General features: G+C 68.6%; 17 protein-coding genes. 5 read left to right on the forward strand and 12 right to left on the reverse strand.

The window, feature by feature from the left end:
- Window positions 1–182: 182 nt before the first annotated feature.
- The 5 genes from coaD to A5713_RS20300 form a co-directional block, all read right to left on the reverse strand.
- Window positions 183–662: a pantetheine-phosphate adenylyltransferase gene (gene coaD, locus A5713_RS20280; protein WP_068051578.1), complete on the reverse strand. Its 480-nt coding sequence runs from the start codon at window positions 660–662 to the stop codon at window positions 183–185.
- A 24-nt stretch (window positions 663–686) separates the two neighbouring features.
- Window positions 687–1,241: a 16S rRNA (guanine(966)-N(2))-methyltransferase RsmD gene (gene rsmD, locus A5713_RS20285; protein WP_068098155.1), complete on the reverse strand. Its 555-nt coding sequence runs from the start codon at window positions 1,239–1,241 to the stop codon at window positions 687–689.
- A 10-nt stretch (window positions 1,242–1,251) separates the two neighbouring features.
- Window positions 1,252–1,887 carry a vitamin K epoxide reductase family protein gene (locus A5713_RS20290; protein ID WP_067921908.1) on the reverse strand — a complete coding sequence of 212 codons (636 nt, stop codon included), beginning with the start codon at window positions 1,885–1,887 and terminating at the stop codon, window positions 1,252–1,254.
- Window positions 1,884–2,648: a DsbA family protein gene (locus A5713_RS20295; RefSeq protein WP_067921910.1), complete on the reverse strand. Its 765-nt coding sequence runs from the start codon at window positions 2,646–2,648 to the stop codon at window positions 1,884–1,886. Before A5713_RS20295 ends, A5713_RS20290 begins: the two co-directional genes overlap by 4 nt.
- A 97-nt stretch (window positions 2,649–2,745) precedes the next feature.
- Complete coding sequence (locus tag A5713_RS20300) at window positions 2,746–3,861, reverse strand: alpha/beta hydrolase (protein WP_067921912.1); 1,116 nt, start codon at window positions 3,859–3,861, stop codon at window positions 2,746–2,748.
- 384 nt (window positions 3,862–4,245) lie between these two features.
- Between A5713_RS20300 and A5713_RS20305 the strand changes: the two genes are divergently transcribed.
- Entirely contained in the window at window positions 4,246–5,091 is an 846-nt protein-coding gene (locus A5713_RS20305; protein WP_197516423.1) for an aldo/keto reductase, read from the forward strand.
- A gap of 1 nt (window position 5,092) precedes the next feature.
- On the opposite strand, the gene A5713_RS20310 is transcribed toward A5713_RS20305, so the two are convergent.
- From A5713_RS20310 to A5713_RS20320, 3 genes are read right to left on the reverse strand one after another with little or no spacing between them, the layout of a single operon-like run.
- On the reverse strand, window positions 5,093–5,806 hold the full coding sequence (locus A5713_RS20310) for an HNH endonuclease family protein (RefSeq protein ID WP_067921918.1): 714 nt from the start codon (window positions 5,804–5,806) through the stop codon (window positions 5,093–5,095).
- A 46-nt stretch (window positions 5,807–5,852) separates the two neighbouring features.
- Window positions 5,853–8,084 carry an ATP-dependent DNA helicase RecG gene (recG, locus tag A5713_RS20315; protein WP_068098157.1) on the reverse strand — a complete coding sequence of 744 codons (2,232 nt, stop codon included), beginning with the start codon at window positions 8,082–8,084 and terminating at the stop codon, window positions 5,853–5,855.
- 2 nt (window positions 8,085–8,086) lie between these two features.
- Window positions 8,087–9,778, reverse strand: a complete 1,692-nt coding sequence (locus tag A5713_RS20320) for a DAK2 domain-containing protein (protein WP_067921938.1) — start codon at window positions 9,776–9,778, stop codon at window positions 8,087–8,089.
- A 271-nt stretch (window positions 9,779–10,049) separates the two neighbouring features.
- Here A5713_RS20320 and rpmB point away from each other — a divergent pair, with 271 nt between their 5' ends.
- Window positions 10,050–10,244 carry a 50S ribosomal protein L28 gene (rpmB, locus tag A5713_RS20325; protein ID WP_067921921.1) on the forward strand — a complete coding sequence of 65 codons (195 nt, stop codon included), beginning with the start codon at window positions 10,050–10,052 and terminating at the stop codon, window positions 10,242–10,244.
- Window positions 10,245–10,309: 65 nt separating this feature from the next.
- Here rpmB and A5713_RS20330 read toward each other — a convergent pair whose 3' ends face one another.
- Both A5713_RS20330 and A5713_RS20335 read right to left on the reverse strand, forming a co-directional pair.
- Window positions 10,310–11,131: a mycofactocin-coupled SDR family oxidoreductase gene (locus A5713_RS20330; protein ID WP_067921924.1), complete on the reverse strand. Its 822-nt coding sequence runs from the start codon at window positions 11,129–11,131 to the stop codon at window positions 10,310–10,312.
- Window positions 11,132–11,133: 2 nt separating this feature from the next.
- Window positions 11,134–12,024, reverse strand: a complete 891-nt coding sequence (locus A5713_RS20335) for an SDR family NAD(P)-dependent oxidoreductase (protein WP_068098160.1) — start codon at window positions 12,022–12,024, stop codon at window positions 11,134–11,136.
- A 96-nt stretch (window positions 12,025–12,120) separates the two neighbouring features.
- Between A5713_RS20335 and A5713_RS20340 the strand changes: the two genes are divergently transcribed.
- From A5713_RS20340 to A5713_RS20350, 3 genes are read left to right on the forward strand one after another with little or no spacing between them, the layout of a single operon-like run.
- The gene (locus A5713_RS20340) at window positions 12,121–12,564 is read left to right on the forward strand and encodes a nuclear transport factor 2 family protein (RefSeq protein ID WP_067921926.1); all 444 of its coding nucleotides are present in this window, start codon (window positions 12,121–12,123) and stop codon (window positions 12,562–12,564) included.
- Window positions 12,565–12,586: 22 nt separating this feature from the next.
- Window positions 12,587–13,831, forward strand: coding sequence for a hypothetical protein (locus A5713_RS20345; RefSeq protein WP_068098161.1), 1,245 nt, complete (start codon window positions 12,587–12,589; stop codon window positions 13,829–13,831).
- Window position 13,832: 1 nt separating this feature from the next.
- A complete protein-coding gene (locus tag A5713_RS20350) occupies window positions 13,833–14,663 on the forward strand; it encodes an oxidoreductase (RefSeq protein WP_068098158.1) in 831 nt (276 codons plus the stop codon).
- 26 nt (window positions 14,664–14,689) lie between these two features.
- On the opposite strand, the gene A5713_RS20355 is transcribed toward A5713_RS20350, so the two are convergent.
- A complete protein-coding gene (locus tag A5713_RS20355) occupies window positions 14,690–15,340 on the reverse strand; it encodes a nitroreductase (protein ID WP_068098159.1) in 651 nt (216 codons plus the stop codon).
- 183 nt (window positions 15,341–15,523) lie between these two features.
- A partial coding sequence (locus tag A5713_RS20360) for an HNH endonuclease signature motif containing protein (protein ID WP_156751962.1) occupies window positions 15,524–15,990 on the reverse strand: 467 nt, incomplete at its 5' end.

The following is a 15,990-nucleotide window of genomic DNA, read 5'->3' on the forward strand; positions in this document are numbered from 1 at the left end:
GCCGAACAAGGCTGGACCCCCCGCACCCACGCCCGCGGCGAAACCGAATGGCTGCCGCCACCGCACCTGGACCGCGGCCAACCCCGCACCAACCCCTACCACCACCGGAGAAAAACTCCTACGGGGCGACGACGACGACGATGACGAGTCGTAGCCGCTGGCATCAGTTGCGGCACAAAGCTTTAGGAGCGGGCGAGCTTCTCACGCAGGCGGCGGTTGACCGGTTCGGGCAGCAACTCCGAGACGTCGCCGCCAAGTATGGCAACCTCTTTGGCCAACGACGACGACACGAACGAGTACCGCGGTGTCGTCGCGACGAAAAACGTGTCGACACCGGCGATGTGCTTGTTCATCTGCGCCATCTGCAGCTCGTACTCGAAGTCGGTGCCGGTGCGCAGCCCCTTGACGATGGCGGTCATGCCCTGCGACCTGACGAAGTCGACCACCAGGCCCTGGCCGGCCTCGACGCGAAGGTTGGGCAGATGCGTCGTCGACTCGGTGATCATCGCGATCCGCTCGTCGAGGTCGAACATGCCCTTCTTCGCGGGATTGGTCAGGATCGCCACCACCACCTCGTCGAACTGGGCCGACGCCCGCTCGAAGACGTCGATGTGGCCCAACGTCACTGGATCGAACGACCCCGGGCATACCGCGCCACTCATGACGAAAGACGGTACACGCCCGCCTCAGAGTCGTTCGGCCATCTCCAGCCGGGTGTCGCCGTACACCCGGGGCGGCGACACGGACCAGCCTGCCGGCCAGGTCAACGGCGCGCCGGTCGCCGCGCGCTCCACCACCGCCACGGTTCCGGCAGCCACCCAACCATGCGTGACCAAGGCGGCCAGCATGGCTTCGACCTCGGCGGACTCGACGTCGTAGGGCGGGTCGGCCATAACGAGGTCGACCGGCCTCGCGGTCCCGGCCGCCAAAACGGTTGCGACCGCCCCGCGGCGCACCGCCGCACCTGCCAAACCCAGGGCGTCGATGTTGCGTGCGATGACCGACGCGCTGCGCTGATCCGATTCCACGAACAACGCCGAGGCGGCACCGCGTGACAACGCCTCCAATCCCAGTGCGCCCGAACCGGCATAGAGGTCCAGCACCACGGCGCCGGTCAGGTCATGGCGCGCGGTCAGGATGTTGAAGAGCGACTCGCGCACCCGATCGGTGGTGGGTCTGGTTCCCCGCGGCGGCACGGTGATCCGCCGGCCCCCCGCCGCGCCGCCGATGATCCGGGTCACCTGCCAACACTTACAGCAGCGTCGACCAATAGTCCCAGAACCGCGCCATGATCAGCAGGAACACGGCAGTGAACCACAGCGCGGTGACGGACCAGCGCCATTGGTACAGCACCGCCGCCACACCGTGGTCCCGGCGTTGCAGCGCGGGACGGCAGGCGATCGACGCGACGACCACCAGCAGCGTGATGGTGGCCGCCCAGACGACCATGCAGTACGGGCACAACGCGCCGATCTTGTACAGGCTCTGGTAAATCAACCAGTGCACGAACACCGCGCCGATCACCAGGCCGATCGTCTGTCCTATCCAATACCATTGCGGCAAACGGACTTTCGTCACGGCGAGCAGCCCGGTCACGACCACCACGGTGAACGCCACCAGGCCCAGCAGCGGGTTGGGGAATCCCAGCACCGACGCCTGCGGGGTGACCATCACCGAGCCGCACGACAGGATCGGGTTGAAGTTGCACGACGGCACATACGCCGGGTTGAGCAGGAGGTCGATCTTCTCCACCGTCAGCGTCGCGGAGGCAGCCAGGCCGATCACACCGGCGATCAGCACCCACCACGCGCTGGGCGCCGGTACGCCCGCTTCGGGACGCGATTGCGGTGTCAGGTCGCCGGTTTCGGCTGACACCGGTGTGGTCACGCGGCCGCGGGGGCCACGGCGCCGTCGATGCCCGGCACGTCGCCCACGATGCTCTTGATCTTGGCCACCAGGGCGTCGGGTGTCGACGGGTCGTAGTCGTCGCCATTGATCTTGATGGTCGGCGTGGCGTTGATCTTCGCGGCCGACGCCTCAGCGGTGACCTTCGCGATGTACTTGCCGCTGTTGATGCAGTCGGGCACCTTGCCGACGACGCCGGACTCGCGGGCCAGCTCGATCAGCCGGGCGTTGTCCGGGAAGCTGGTGCCGCGTTCGCTGGGCTGCAAGTCGGTGGTGTACAGCGCGGTGTGGAATCGCCGGAACGCGTCGAGGGACTCGTCGGCCACGCAGAGCGCCGCGGCGCCCGCCCGCGAGGAGTAGTTCTGGTTCCTGGCGTTGTCGAGGATCGACACCATCGAGTAATCGGCCGCGATGGCGCCGACGTCGATGAGCCTGGACACCGTCGGACCGAACGTGCGCTCGAAGTTGCCGCAGGCCGGGCACAGGAAGTCCTCGTAGAACGTGACCACGGCCTTGGGGTTGCTGGTACCGGGCTGGGTGACCAGTTTGCTCGACGTCACGCGCACCGTGTCGCCCCCGCCGATGGCGGCGGTCTTCTTGTGGTGGGTGACCACGATGTAGGAGACCAGCGCGACCAGGAAAATGACGACGACGGCGGTCCCACCGATCTGAATCAGCCGGCCCGACTTACCGTCGGCGGCCTTCATGTCAAAGCGCGGGGGGCGTTTGGATTTGTCGGCCACAGTCTGCGTGATCCTTCGGTACTCGGGTTGTCATTCGTCGATGGGCGTCAATCGTTCGTGGGCGCCTCTAGGTTACCGGCGCCGACCGCGCGACAGGTCAGACTCGGCTCAGGTGGGCACGCAGAGCCGAAATCAACTCGGTGGTCGCGGCGGCACTGCCGCCGCCGAGCTGGAACAGGTTGGCGAAGCCGTGCGTCAACGAACCCATGCACCGCAGATCGACCGGGGTTCCGGCGGCCTGCAGGGCCGCCGCGTAGCTCTCGCCCTCGTCGCGCAGCGGATCGAAACCCGCGACCGCGATCAGCGCCGGGGCGAGCCCGGCCAGCGACTCGGCCAGCAGCGGCGACACCCGCGGATCCGCCCGGTCGACGCTCGAACGGCGCAGGTATTGCGACTCGAACCAATCGATGTCGCGCTTGGTCAGCAGGAACCCGCGGGCGAACAGGCTCAGCGAGCGGGTCTGCGTGGTGAAGTCGGTGCGTGGGTAGATCAGCCACTGCAGCACGGGGGCGGGCACGCCCTCGTCGCGCGCCAGCTGGCAGACGACGGCGGCCAGGTTGCCGCCCGCGCTGTCGCCGCCGACGGCGACCCGGCCGGGCGCGGCGCCGAGCTCCTCGGCGTGGTCGTGCGCCCAGCGGAAGGCGGCGTACGCGTCCTCGACCGCGGCCGGGGCCGGGTGTTCGGGGGCCAGGCGGTAGTCGATCGACAGCACGTGGATGCCGGCATCGCGGCACGTCAACCGGCACAGCGCGTCGTAGGAGTCCAAGTCGCCGATCGACCATCCGCCGCCGTGATAGAAGACCAGCAGCGGCGCCGACGCCCCGTTGGCGGGACGGTAATGGCGCGCGGGGATGTCACCGGCCTGCCCGGGCAACGACAGGTCATCGACGTCGACGTGGATCTGCGGGCCAGGAAGTTCGAGCGACAGCTGGCGCATCTGAGCGCGCGATGCAGCCGGGTCGTCGTCGACGACCAGGCCGTCGATTCCGACGGCCCGCAGACCGGAGAGCATCAGCTGAAGCGTCGGATCCAGCGTGTTGCCGTCGATGGTCACCGAGCGGCCCCCGAACAGCGCGCGCTTGGCGGGTGTCGGGATCCACGGAATGACCTTGACACCGATCGTGGATACGGCGCCCTGCATGCGACTGGCCAGGCGCATGGGCGGGTGTTTCACACCGAGGTGAAGGTCGGGCGCGGGCACGCTCTTGGTCATGGACACTCCCTCGGTTGAACGTCTTCGGCCCCGGCGGCCACCGAGCGGGCGCGGCTCGTGCCTGGGCTGCGCGCCTACCGGCAGGCCGATTACCGGTTCCGGTGCGCCGTGTGACCAACTCTACGTGGTGCGGAATTTGTGAAATGCGGACCAGGGGCGGATATCACCGCGCCCCGCCGCGCCGTTGATGAGGTGGTATTTTCCAGGCCGGTAATATCGTGATCCCCTAGCCGAACCGCCTAACGGATTGCGAGCAGCTTCGACGTGTTCGATTTTCGAACTCAGCGCCTTCAACTCGGCGCCGATGCAATGTCGATCTCCTCGCTCGATGACGGCATCAGGTTGGCCCCACGACCCTTCAATTTCACAGGCAGGTGAATGACATTGGCTGGCGAGTCGGGCGCTGCCGTGCCCTCTGTAGCGCTTAATGACGAAAACACGATGCCGGTGCTTGGCCTCGGTGTCGCGGACTTATCGGAGGACGAGACCGAACGCGCGGTCTCGGCTGCGCTGGAGATGGGCTGCCGGCTGATCGACACCGCCGCCGCCTACGGCAACGAAGCGGCTGTCGGCCGCGCCATCGCGGCCTCCGGAATTCCCCGCGCGGAACTGTTCGTCACCACCAAACTGGCCAGCGCCGACCACGGATTCCTGCGATCCATCGAGGCGTGCAAGGAGAGCCTGGAGCGCCTCGGCCTGGATTACCTCGACCTGTACCTGATTCACTGGCCCGTGCCGTCACGGGGTGAGTACGTGAATTCGTTCGGCGGGCTGATCCAGTGCCGCGGGGACGGGCTGGCCCGTTCGATCGGCGTCTCGAACTTCACCGAAGTGCATGTCACCGACATCATCGACCTGACCTTCGTCACGCCGGCGGTCAACCAGGTCGAACTGCACCCGCTGCTCAATCAGGCCGAGATCCGCAAAGCCGACGCCGAGCACAACGTCGTCACCCAGGCCTACACGCCGTTGGCGCTGGGGAAGCTGATGGACAACCCGACGCTGACCTCGGTCGCCGGCGAGTACGGCAAGACTCCCGCACAGGTGCTGCTGCGGTGGAACCTGCAGCTGGGCAACACGGTGGTCTTCCGGTCGGCCAAGCCCGAGCACATCGCCGGGAATCTCGACGTGTTCGACTTCGAGTTGGCCGCCGAGCACATGGACGCGATCAACGGGCTCAACGACGGCACCAGGTTGCGCCCGGACCCCAACACCTTCGAGGGCGCCTGAGTCAGCCCGCCGGGCAGGTGGCCGCCGCCTGACGCAAAACCCCCGTCGACGGCTGGTCCACCGGTAGCGCGTAACCGCGCAGCACCGCGATGAACTGCATGGCGTATTGACAGGCGAACGCGGCGTTCGGCGGCATCCATTGCGCGGGCGCCGCGTCGCCCTTGTCCTGATTGGCCTGCCCGTCGACGGCCAGCAGGTTGGCCGGATCGTTGGCGAACCGCAGCCGCTCGTCGGCGGGCCAGGTGTAGGCGCCCATGTCCCAGGCGTAGGCGAGCGGGACGATGTGGTCGATCTGCACCGCCTCGCCGACCTTGGCGCCGCGCGCAAAGGCGATGGTCTTGTTGGTGTACGGATCGTGCAGGGTGCCGGTGGCCACCGCGTCCGGGCATCGCTTGGTCGACACGAACGTCTTGTCGACGAGGTCGCGGTTGAGGATGTCGTCGCGGGTGTCGCAACCGTTGTGCCCCATCGGGGCGTCGTTGTCGTCGGTCCACGCGTCGCCGAACGCGGCCCTGCGGTAGTCATACCGGTGCGCCCGCAGCGGCAGCACCGCGATACCCGCGAGCACATCGGTGCCCGGCTGCACCGTCGGGACGTCGGCGCGCGCCGCGTATTCGTCCGCGTGCCTGGCCGCCGAGGATCCGACCGTCTGGTAGGCCACCACCAGCGCCAGGGCCGCGACCGCGCACAACCACAGCAACACCTTGCGGTTCACTAGCGCCGCTCCTCCTCATCGCTTCGCTCTGCATCGTCGCCGGCGGTCATGACTTGTCCAGGTATTCGATCCGGTCGGTGTTGACGAAAGGTGCTGCCAGCAAAGCCAATTCGGGGCTTGTCGGGTTGTCGGCGTACGTTCGGACGCAGAAGTCGCGCGCCGCCTCGATGACGTCGCGGTGATCGGCCAACGACAGCAGCCGCAGATTGATGGCGCGACCGGACTGGTTGCGGCCCAGGACGTCTCCCTCGCGGCGCTCCTTGAGGTCCAGGTCGGCGAGCGCGAACCCGTCCAAGGTCGAGGCGACGGCGGAGAGCCGCTTGCCCGCCGGCGACTGCGGTGAGACCCAGCTGGCGAGCAGGCACAGGCTGGGATGTTGGCCGCGGCCGATGCGGCCCCGCAGCTGATGCAGTTGGCTGATGCCGAAGCGGTCGGCGTCCATCACCAGCATCACGGTGGCATTGGGGACGTCCACGCCCACCTCGATGACGGTGGTGCACACCAGCACATCGATCTCACCGGCCCGAAACGCCGCCATCGCCGCGTCCTTCGCGTCGGCGGACAACCGACCGTGCATCAGCCCGAGCCGCAGGCCGGACAACTCGCCCGACCGCAACCGTTCGTAGAGTCCCACGGCGGTTTCCGACGGTTTGGCGTTCTGCTCCTGCTTGTCCGGGTCGTCCGTCTCGTCGATCCGGGGCGCCACCACGTAGGCCTGGCGGCCGGCGGCGACCTCTTCGGTGATGCGCCGCCAGGCCCGCTCGAGCCAGGCCGGCTTGTCCTTGACAAAGATGACGTTGCTGGTGATGGGCTGGCGTCCGCGCGGAAGCTCGCGCAGCGTCGAGGTTTCCAGATCGCCGTAGACGGTCAGCGCGACCGTGCGCGGTATCGGCGTGGCCGTCATCACCAGCAGGTGCGGCGTGACACCGGGACGGGCCTTGGCCCGCAACTGATCTCGCTGTTCGACGCCGAACCGGTGTTGCTCGTCGACCACCACCATGCCCAGGTTGTGGAACTCCACCGCGTCCTGCAACAGCGCATGGGTGCCGACGACGATCCCGGCCTGACCGCTCGCCACCTCGTCACGGACCTGCTTCTTCTGCGCCGCGGTCATCGAACCGGTGAGCAGCGCGACCCGGGTGGCCACCCCGCCTTCACTGTCCGCACCACCCAGCTGACCCGCCATCGCCAACGGGCCCAGCACGTCGGTGATCGACCGAAGATGTTGGGCGGCAAGGACTTCGGTGGGCGCCAGCAGCGCGCACTGGTAACCGGCGTCGACCAGCTGCAGCATCGCCAGCACCGCGATGATGGTCTTCCCGGACCCGACCTCGCCCTGCAGCAGGCGGTTCATCGGCCGGGTCGCCGACAGCTCCCTGGCGAACACGTCGAGCACTTCGCGTTGTCCCGCGGTCAGCTCGAACGGCAACCGCCCCAGCAGTTCCGCGGACAGACCGTCGGAGCGCGGCGGCGCCGGCGGCCCCGATTCCGACAGCTCGCTGTGCCGCCGGGCGACCAGCGCCCACTGCAACCCGACGGCCTCGTCGAAGGTCAGGCGCTCCCGGGCCCGCATGCGCGCCGACTCGTCCTCGGCCAGATGAATGTCGCGCAACGCGCGATCCTCGGAGACCAGGTGGTGCCGGTCGCGCAGATCGGCGGGCAACGGGTCATCCACCGGATCCAGGACGTCAAGCACCTGGCGCACGCACCGGAAGATGTCCCAGCTCTGCACCTTGGTGGTGGCCGGATAGATCGGGAAGAACGCCCGCTCGAACGCCGCCATCTGCAGTTCGCCGGTGGTGGCCTGCGAGGCGATGGCGATGTTCTTCAGCGAACTGGTGCCCCGGTTCTTGCCGTCCGGGGAGTCGAGGATGAGGAACGCCGGATGGGTCAGCTGCATGACGTCCTTGAAGAACCCGACCTCCCCGGAAAGCATCACCTTGGTGCCCTTGGTCAGGTCCTTCTTCAGGTAATTGGCGTTGAAGAAGGTCGCGGTCACCTTGTTGCGGCCGGAGCCGAGGGTGATGCGGTGGCAATCCTTCTTCGGGGTCTTCTTCATCGGCCAGGTCTTGGTCTCGGCGATCGTGTCGACGATGGTGATGTGCTCGCCGGCCGGCGGGCGCTGGTGGTCGGCGTCCCAGCGGGTCGCGCCCTCGGTGTAGCTGCGCGGATAGTGGCGCAGCAGATCGTCGACGGTACGGATGCCCAGCTCCTCGTCGAGCTGGTCGGCGGCCTTGGCGCCCACCACGAAGTCCAGCCGGTCGCGCAGCGACGCCACGGCTACTCGACCCCGATCAACAGCGCGTCACCGCGGTGGCCGGTCCGGTAGGTGACCAGCTCGGTCCCCGGGTGGTGATCGTGCATGTGTTCTTCCAGGGTGTCGCCCAGGGCCGCGGCCGCATCGTCGGTTTCGATGCCCGCGCCCACCAGCACCGTCACCAGGTCGCCGCCGGAGGCCAGCAGCAGGTCGAGCAGACCGATCGCCGCCGCGGTCGCGTCGGCGGCGACGATCAGCACCTCATCCCCCGCGATGCCCAGGCCGTCGCCCGGCTGGCAGCGGCCCGCCCAGGTCAGCGCGCTCTCAGTCGCGACGCGCACCGAGCCGTGCCGGGCCGCGCCCGCGGCGCGCGCCATGGTGTAGCCGTCGTCCACCGCCTGCCGGTCGTTTTCGTGCACGGCCAGCGCGGCCAGCCCCTGCACCATCGATCCCGTCGGGATCGGGACCACATCGATGCCCCAGCCGATGGCCGCCGTGCACCCGGCCACCAGTTCCTCGGCCGGCACGTACCCGTTGGGCAGGACCATCACCTGCGCGGCACCGGTGTCGACCACCGCCCGCATCAGCTGGTGGGCGCTGATGTTGGTGACCGGGTCGCCCGCGGCCGGATCGCACTGCAGCACGCAGGCGCCTTCCCCGCCGAACAGCTCGGCGGCACCCTCCCCGTCGACGACGGCGAGCACCGCGCGTTCCCGCGTCCAGCCGCCGGCGGGCAGCCCGGTGGCGCCGGAGCTCAACGCCGAAATCACGATGCGGCTCAGCCGTCCCGCGGCCAGCCCCGCCTCGACCGCGGCGCCGGCGTCGTCGGTGTGCACGTGCACCGAGTACGCGCGCTGCGCCGACGAGGTGGCGGCGGCGATACCCACGGAGTCGCCCAGCTCGCCGAGCCGGTCACGCAGCGCGTCGGCGGCGGCCGGATCGCAGCCCTCCAGCCGGTACATCACTTCGAATTGCGGCGCGGGGCGTTCCGCGGCGCCCTGCGGCTGCGGCGCGCGCGGCGACAGCTCGTACACGGTTCGGGCGGGCGCCTGTCCGGTGACGGCGGTGCGCAGGGCGTCCAGCAGCACCAGCAGGCCGCGCCCGCCCGCGTCCACGGCCCCGGCGTCGGCCAGCACGTCGAGCTGTTCGGGCGTCTTCTCCAGCGCCACGACCGCCGCGTCACCGGCGGCGACGATCGCCGAGGGGAGGTCGTCCCCGGCCTGGGCGCACTCCGCGACGGCGTCGGCGGCGGCGCGCAGCACCGAGACGATGGTCCCGGGGATCTCCTCCCCGCCCATCGACGTGATGACCAGGTCAACACCGCGACGCAGCGACGCCCCGAGCAGGGCCGCGTCGATGTGGGACAGCTCGCCGCCGGAATCGGCGGCCGCGACGGCGGTGGTGTCGGCGATGCCGCGCAGGATCTGCGACAAGATCACGCCGGAGTTGCCGCGGGCGCCGTTCAGGGCGCCCGCGGACATGGCTGCGGCGGCCTTGGCGACGCAGGCCGAACCGCCCTCGGAACCGAGGCCGGCGCTGGCCTCGGCCAGCGCCGAACGCATGGTGAACAGCATGTTGGCCCCGGTGTCGGAATCGGCAACCGGGTAGACGTTGAGCCGGTTGATCTCGTCGATGTGGGTGATGAGGTCGCTGACGGCGGTGTGCGCCCAGTCCCGCAAGGTGGTCGCGTCCAGTCGACGCTCCGACGGTCCCAGTGTGATCCACCTCCTCCGGTGCCTGCCGGTGCCCAGCCCCCGGTGGGCGCCAGCGTAGCTCGGCGACTCGGCGGACGACTGCCCGTGACCACCACCCGCTTGCGGGGCCGCCCGGCCCATTGAGCCTAGCCAGGCGCGACGACAAAGGTGCTGATCGTTTTGGTGGTTGCCACGACAATCGGTATCCTGGTTGGGCCCGGGTCAACCCGGGATGTCCCGGCCACGTGTGAGACCGCCGAGCCGGACCCCCGAGATTTGAGGAGCTTGAACAATGGCCGCTGTGTGCGACATCTGCGGGAAAGGCCCCGGCTTCGGCAAGTCGGTGTCGCACTCCCACCGCCGCACCAGCCGCCGGTGGGACCCCAACGTCCAAACCGTGCACGTTGTCACCCGCCCGGGCGGCAACAAGCAGCGCCTCAACGCCTGCACCTCCTGCATCAAGGCCGGCAAGGTCGCCAGGGGCTAGTCCGGGCCTAGTCCGCAGCTACATCGCGGCTACATCACCGGCTACATCACGGCTTACATCACCGGCTACATCACGATGTGCCCGGCGTCGACGGGTATCGACACGCCCGTCACGTAGCGGGCGCGCGGACCGACCAGCCACAGCACCGCTTCCGTCACGTCTTGCGCTTCGACCAGCGGCACGTCGGGCAGCAGCATCTGCGAGACGGCCGGGTTGGGGTTCTCCAGCATCCGGTTGACGACGAAGTCGTTCAGGATCATCGGCGTCATGACGCCGCTCGGATGCACCGAGTTGACCCGGATCTTGTGTGGCGCATAGGCATTGGCCGCTGACCGCATCAACCCCACCACCCCGTGCTTGGACGCGGCGTAGGCGAACATCGCCGCACTGCCGTCGCCGCCCCGGCCGGTCAGCCCCTGCGAGGAGCTGACCAGCACGATCGACCCGCCCCGGCCCTTGCGGATGATGGAGGGCACCGTCGCCAGCAACGTGTGCCACACCCCCTTGAGGTTGGTGTCGACGATCGTGTTGAACACCGGTTCGGAATGGGCTTCCGGGTCACCGATCGCCACCACCCCGGCGTTGGCGACGACGATGTCCACCTCCCCGAGGTGGTCGATCCCGCTTTGCACCGCGGCCTCCAGTTGCGGCAGGTCGCGGACGTCGGCGACGACGGGCGCCACCTTGCGGCCGGTGGCTTCGACCAGCCGCGCGGTCTCGTCGAGATCCGATTTGGTGCCCAGCGGGTAGGGAATCGCGTCGATATCGGCGCAGATGTCCACGGCGATGATGTCGGCGCCCTGTTCGGCGAAGGCCACCGCGTGACTGCGGCCCTGGCCGCGCGCCGCACCGGTGATGACGGCGACCTTGTTGTCGAGCTCACCCATGACTACACCTCCAGCTTCGTGCCGGTCTCGTGTTCGGCGAAGGCCACCAGGCGGGCGGCCGTGTCGTAGTCGCAGGCGGCCGGCGAGCGGCCGATCAGCACCGGTCCGCCGCGCAGGCCGAACCTGCCGGTGACCCCGACGTAGCTGCCCGGGGGCAGCGGTTCGCTGATGCAGTACAGCGTGGGCGCCGCGCCTTCGTCGATGTCGTTGGCCAACCGGTCGGCCACCACCTTGACCACTTTGTGGGCCACCGACATCATCGGCGAGTCGCCGAGCTGCGACAGGTTCGAGGCCACCCAGCCCGGGTGGGTGAGTTGGGTGTCGACCGCGGATCCGGCGGCACGCAACCTGCGGTCCAGCTCCAGGCCCCAGAGCATGACCGCGAGCTTCGATTGCGCGTAGGCGCCCAGCCGCGTCCACTTGTGCCGGCGCAGGTGCAGGTCGTCGAGGCGCAGCTGCGCCGAGCGGTGCGCGTCGGAGCCGACGTTGATGATCTGGGTCCGCACTTTGGGCAGCAGCAGATTGGTCAGCGCGAACGGCCCGAGCAGGTTGGTGCCCAGTGTCTTCTCGAATCCGTCCACCGTGTCGGTGCGGCGCTCGGTCAGCGCGCCGGCGTTGTTGATCAGGATGTCGATGTCGCCGTCGATCGACGAGGCGAAAGCCCGCACCGAGGACTGGTCGGCGAGGTCGACCCGGGCCACTTCGGTCGATCCGCCCATTTCGGCCGCGCGTTGCTCGCCCAACTCGGTGTTGCGCACCGCCAGGATCACGTGGGCGCCGGCTTTCGCCAGGGCGCGGGCGGTGCCCAGCCCGACGCCGTTGGTCGCTCCGGTCACAATGATTCGTTTGCCGGTCAGGTCGCCGAGCCGGCTCGGGGTCCAAGGTAACGTCACGGCGATCAAGAGTAATGGTCGGTTCTATGTAAATTGGGCCGGTTCTGCCACCATTGTTCGCGGACGCGGAGGAGACGGCTCGACAGGTGGTTCCACATGAGTGACAGCGCGCGAGAAATCACCAACCTGATCTACACCTACGCCGAGCTTCTCGATGGGGGCGACCTGGACGGCGTGGCCCGGCTCTTCGAACACGGGCGCATCTGCGGGGTGGAGAACGGTCCACCGGAGACGGTGTTCGCCGGGTCCGCCCGGGTGCGCGAGATGTACGAGATGGCGACGCGCATCTACTCCGACGGCACCCCGAAGACCAAACACAACACGACCAACGTGCAGCTGTACATCGACGAGGCCGACGGGACCGCCCGCAGCACGTCCTACTATTGCGTCACCCAGGCCACCCCCGACCTTCCGCTGCAGGTGATCGTGACCGGGCACTACAAGGACACCTTTGCGCGGGTGGACGGCGTCTGGCGATTCGACAGCCGCACCATGTTCGTCGACCAGGTCGGCGACGTCAGCCGGCATTTGAAGTTCTGAGCGCGTGGCCGAGGAGCAGCGCATGCCTGATCACCCCGTCGCGACCAAATCCCAGCACGAACAGGAGCTGGCCGCACTCGACCTGATCGAGCATCCCACCGTCAAGGCCGCCTATCAGAGGGTGGGCGAGACCTGGCTGGGCCGGGCCAAGGCGTCGAAGGCGATGCGGGAGCGGTTCGAGGAGGCGTTCGCCGAGGTGATGTTCTCGGCGGCGGTGTGGTCGTCCAACCAGGACAAGCTGCGGCCGAAGGTCAGCTGCATCACCCGGCTGGCGCACCGCGTCGAGGGCCGGCGCATCCCCGGATCACGGTGGGGCATCGACAATCCCGACAGCGTGTACCGGGTGATCCCGATCTCCGGCGACGAGCGCTACGAGATCCACGGCCGGGTGGGCGAGCACCGGATGACGGAGAACTACTTCACGTTGTGGGATGCCCACATGGGCACCGTCGGCGTGCTCAACGGCCGCACCATGCGGGTCGACTCCGACGGCTGCTTCACCATCACGGTGGATGCCGACCCCGCCGGCGGACGGCCTAACCACGTGCAGACCTCCCCCGCGGCGCACGAGTTCTACATCCGCGACGTACTGCTGGACTGGGCCCGCGACGACCCCAATCACCTTGAGGTGCAACGGCTCGGCGGCCCGCCGGTGACCCCCGCGCGCACGCTCGACGAACAGGCCGAGGCCACCGCGGCGATGATGGATTACTTCGCCAACTTCACCGGCAAGCTCAGCCACGGCGTGTACAAGATGCCGGCCAACCACTTCGACCTGGCCTGGTCGGCCGACAAGGCCGGCGCGATGCGCAACCAGGTTTACGTCATGGGCCGCTTCGATCTCGCCCCCGACGAGGCGTTCGTGGTGGACCTCAACGACGGTGGCGCCGAGTACTTCACGGTGCCACTGAGCAACACCTGGGGCACCACGCTGGACATCCTCGACCGCACCGGCAGCCTGAACAAGGCGCAATCGGTGGCCAACGAGGACGGCGGCTACACCTATGTGATCTCCCCTACCGATCCGGGCGTGGCCAACTGGATCGACTCCGATGGGCTACGCGAGGGCATCCTGACGCTGCGGATGGCGGAATTCGGCGAGGCGGGTCCCCGCCCAGATCTGGGCGCGCACGGGCGGGTGGTCAAGCTGGACCGGCTCGACGCCGAGGTGCCGCACCTGCCGCCGGTGGGTCGGCAGCAGAGGGCAGCCGAACTCGCCGAGCGCCGGGCCGCGTATCTGCGGCGCCTGCCGGAGGGGGCGGCCTGAGGTGGCGCGCTGGCTGATCACCGGATGCTCCACGGGCTTGGGTCGCGAAATCGCCCGTGCGGCACTGGAAGCGGGCCACGACGCGGTGGTGACCGCGCGGCGGGCCGAAGCGGTGCGCGACGTCGTCGACGAGTTCGGCGATCGCGCCGTGGCCGTCGCGCTCGACGTGACGGACCCCGAGCAGATCGCGGCGGCGGTGTCGGAGGCCGAGGCGGCGTTCGGCGGCGTCGACGTCCTGGTCAACAACGCCGGTCACGGCTACCTGTCCGCCGTGGAGGAGGGCGAGGACGCCGAGGTTCGGAAGCTGTTCGAGGTCAACTACTTTGGCGCTGTCAACATGATCAAGGCGGTGTTGCCGGCCATGCGTGCCCGCGGCTCCGGGCACATCATCAACATGTCATCGATGACCGGCCTGGTCGCCAATCCGCCCAACGCGTATTACTCGTCGACGAAGTTCGCGCTGGAGGCGATCACCGAGGCGCTCGCCGCCGAGGTGCGGCCGTTGGGCATCAAGGTGACCGCCATCGAACCGGGCGCCTTCCGCACCGACTGGGCGACACGGTCGATGAAGGAAACCGGCACGCCGATAGCCGATTACGTCGACGTGGCGGCGCGCAAGGATTTGATCAAGCAGTTCGCCGATCACCTCCCCGGTGATCCGAAGAAGGTCGCCGCCGCGGTACTGATGGTGACCACGCTCGAGGAGCCACCGCTGCGGCTGCTGCTGGGCCGCGACGTGCTGAAGGCCATGCGCGACAAGCTCGCCGCGCTCTCGTCGTCGATCGAGGAATGGAAGTCCGTCACCAAGGACGTCAATTTCGAGGGTGCGTAAGTTCACTCGTCAGTTCACTCGTCAGTTCACTCGTCGAGGAAGACGGCGTGCCGGCCCACCGGGTCGCGCCCGATGTGCAGGTTGTTGGCGGGGAAATCGGGATCGGAGTAGCCGATCGCCAGGCCGCACAGGATGTTCAGCTCCGGCGGGATGTTCAGCTGCTCGCGCACGACGTCGGGATAGCCGGCGATCGCCACCTGCACGCAGGTGCCCAATCCCCGCGCGGTCAGGGCCAGCACCAGCGTCTGCAGGAACATGCCGACGCCCATACTGTCGGCGTAGCCGAGGTCTCGGTGCATGCACACGATGCCGCCCAGCGGTGCGCGGAAGAACTCCCAGTTGCGCAGCACGGCGATGCGCCGCGCCTCGGTGTCGTGGCGGGCAATGCCCATCGCACCGTAGACGTGTGCGCCGGTATCGCTGCGGAAATGGGCGAACTCGACGGGCAGCTGCGGCACCTTGGGTGGCTCGGAGCGCGCCCTTTCGAGCATGGCGGCGACCAACCGGTCCCGGGCCGGACCCGAGACGAACACCACGTGCCATGGCTGCACGTTGGAATTCGACGGCGCGCGCATGGCCAGTTCCAGCGATTCCTCCACCAGGTGGCGCGGCACCGGGTCAGGCAGAAAGAGCCGTGTCGAATGCCGCTGGCGGATGGTGTCTTCGAGGTCGTACATGGCTCCATGTTGTCAGGGCCGCTGGGGGCGATCGCGAGCGCGGCGAAGCCGGGCGAGGCGGGTCGCCCCCATCTGCCCCAGCGGCGATCGCGAGCGCGGCGAAGCCGGGCGAGGCGGGTCGCCCCCATCTGCCCCAGCGGCGATCGCGAGCGCGGCGTTGGCCGGGCGAAACGGGTCGTTACGTCAAACGGGTTCGTCGTCGTCGGTGTCGCGGAGGAATCGTTCGGGGTGGTGGTAGCTGTTGGTGCGGGGTTGTCCGCGGTCCAGGTGCGGTGGCGGCAGCCATTCGGTTTCGCCGCGGGCGTTGGTGCGGGTGGTCCAGCCTTGTTCGGCGAGTCGGTTGTCGGGGCCGCACGCCAGGGTGAGGTCGTCGATGTCGGTGCGGCGGGTGGCTTGCCATCCGCGGACGTGGTGGACCTGGCTGTGGTAGGCCGGGGCGTCGCAGCCGGGTTTCGTGCAGCCGCGGTCCTTGGCGTACAACATGATTCGCTGGGCGGGCGAGGCGAACCGTTTGGTGTGATGCAGCGCAAGCGACCTGCCCCTGTCGAAGATCGCCAAGTAATGGTGAGCGTGGCCCGCCCAGCGGATCACGTCCGACATCGGCACCAGCGTGCCGCCGGCGGTCAACGCCTTGCCGGCCGCGGCCTCCA

It is taken from the genome of Mycobacterium sp. E2497, assembly GCF_001668695.1.
In the GTDB taxonomy this organism is placed as follows: domain Bacteria; phylum Actinomycetota; class Actinomycetes; order Mycobacteriales; family Mycobacteriaceae; genus Mycobacterium.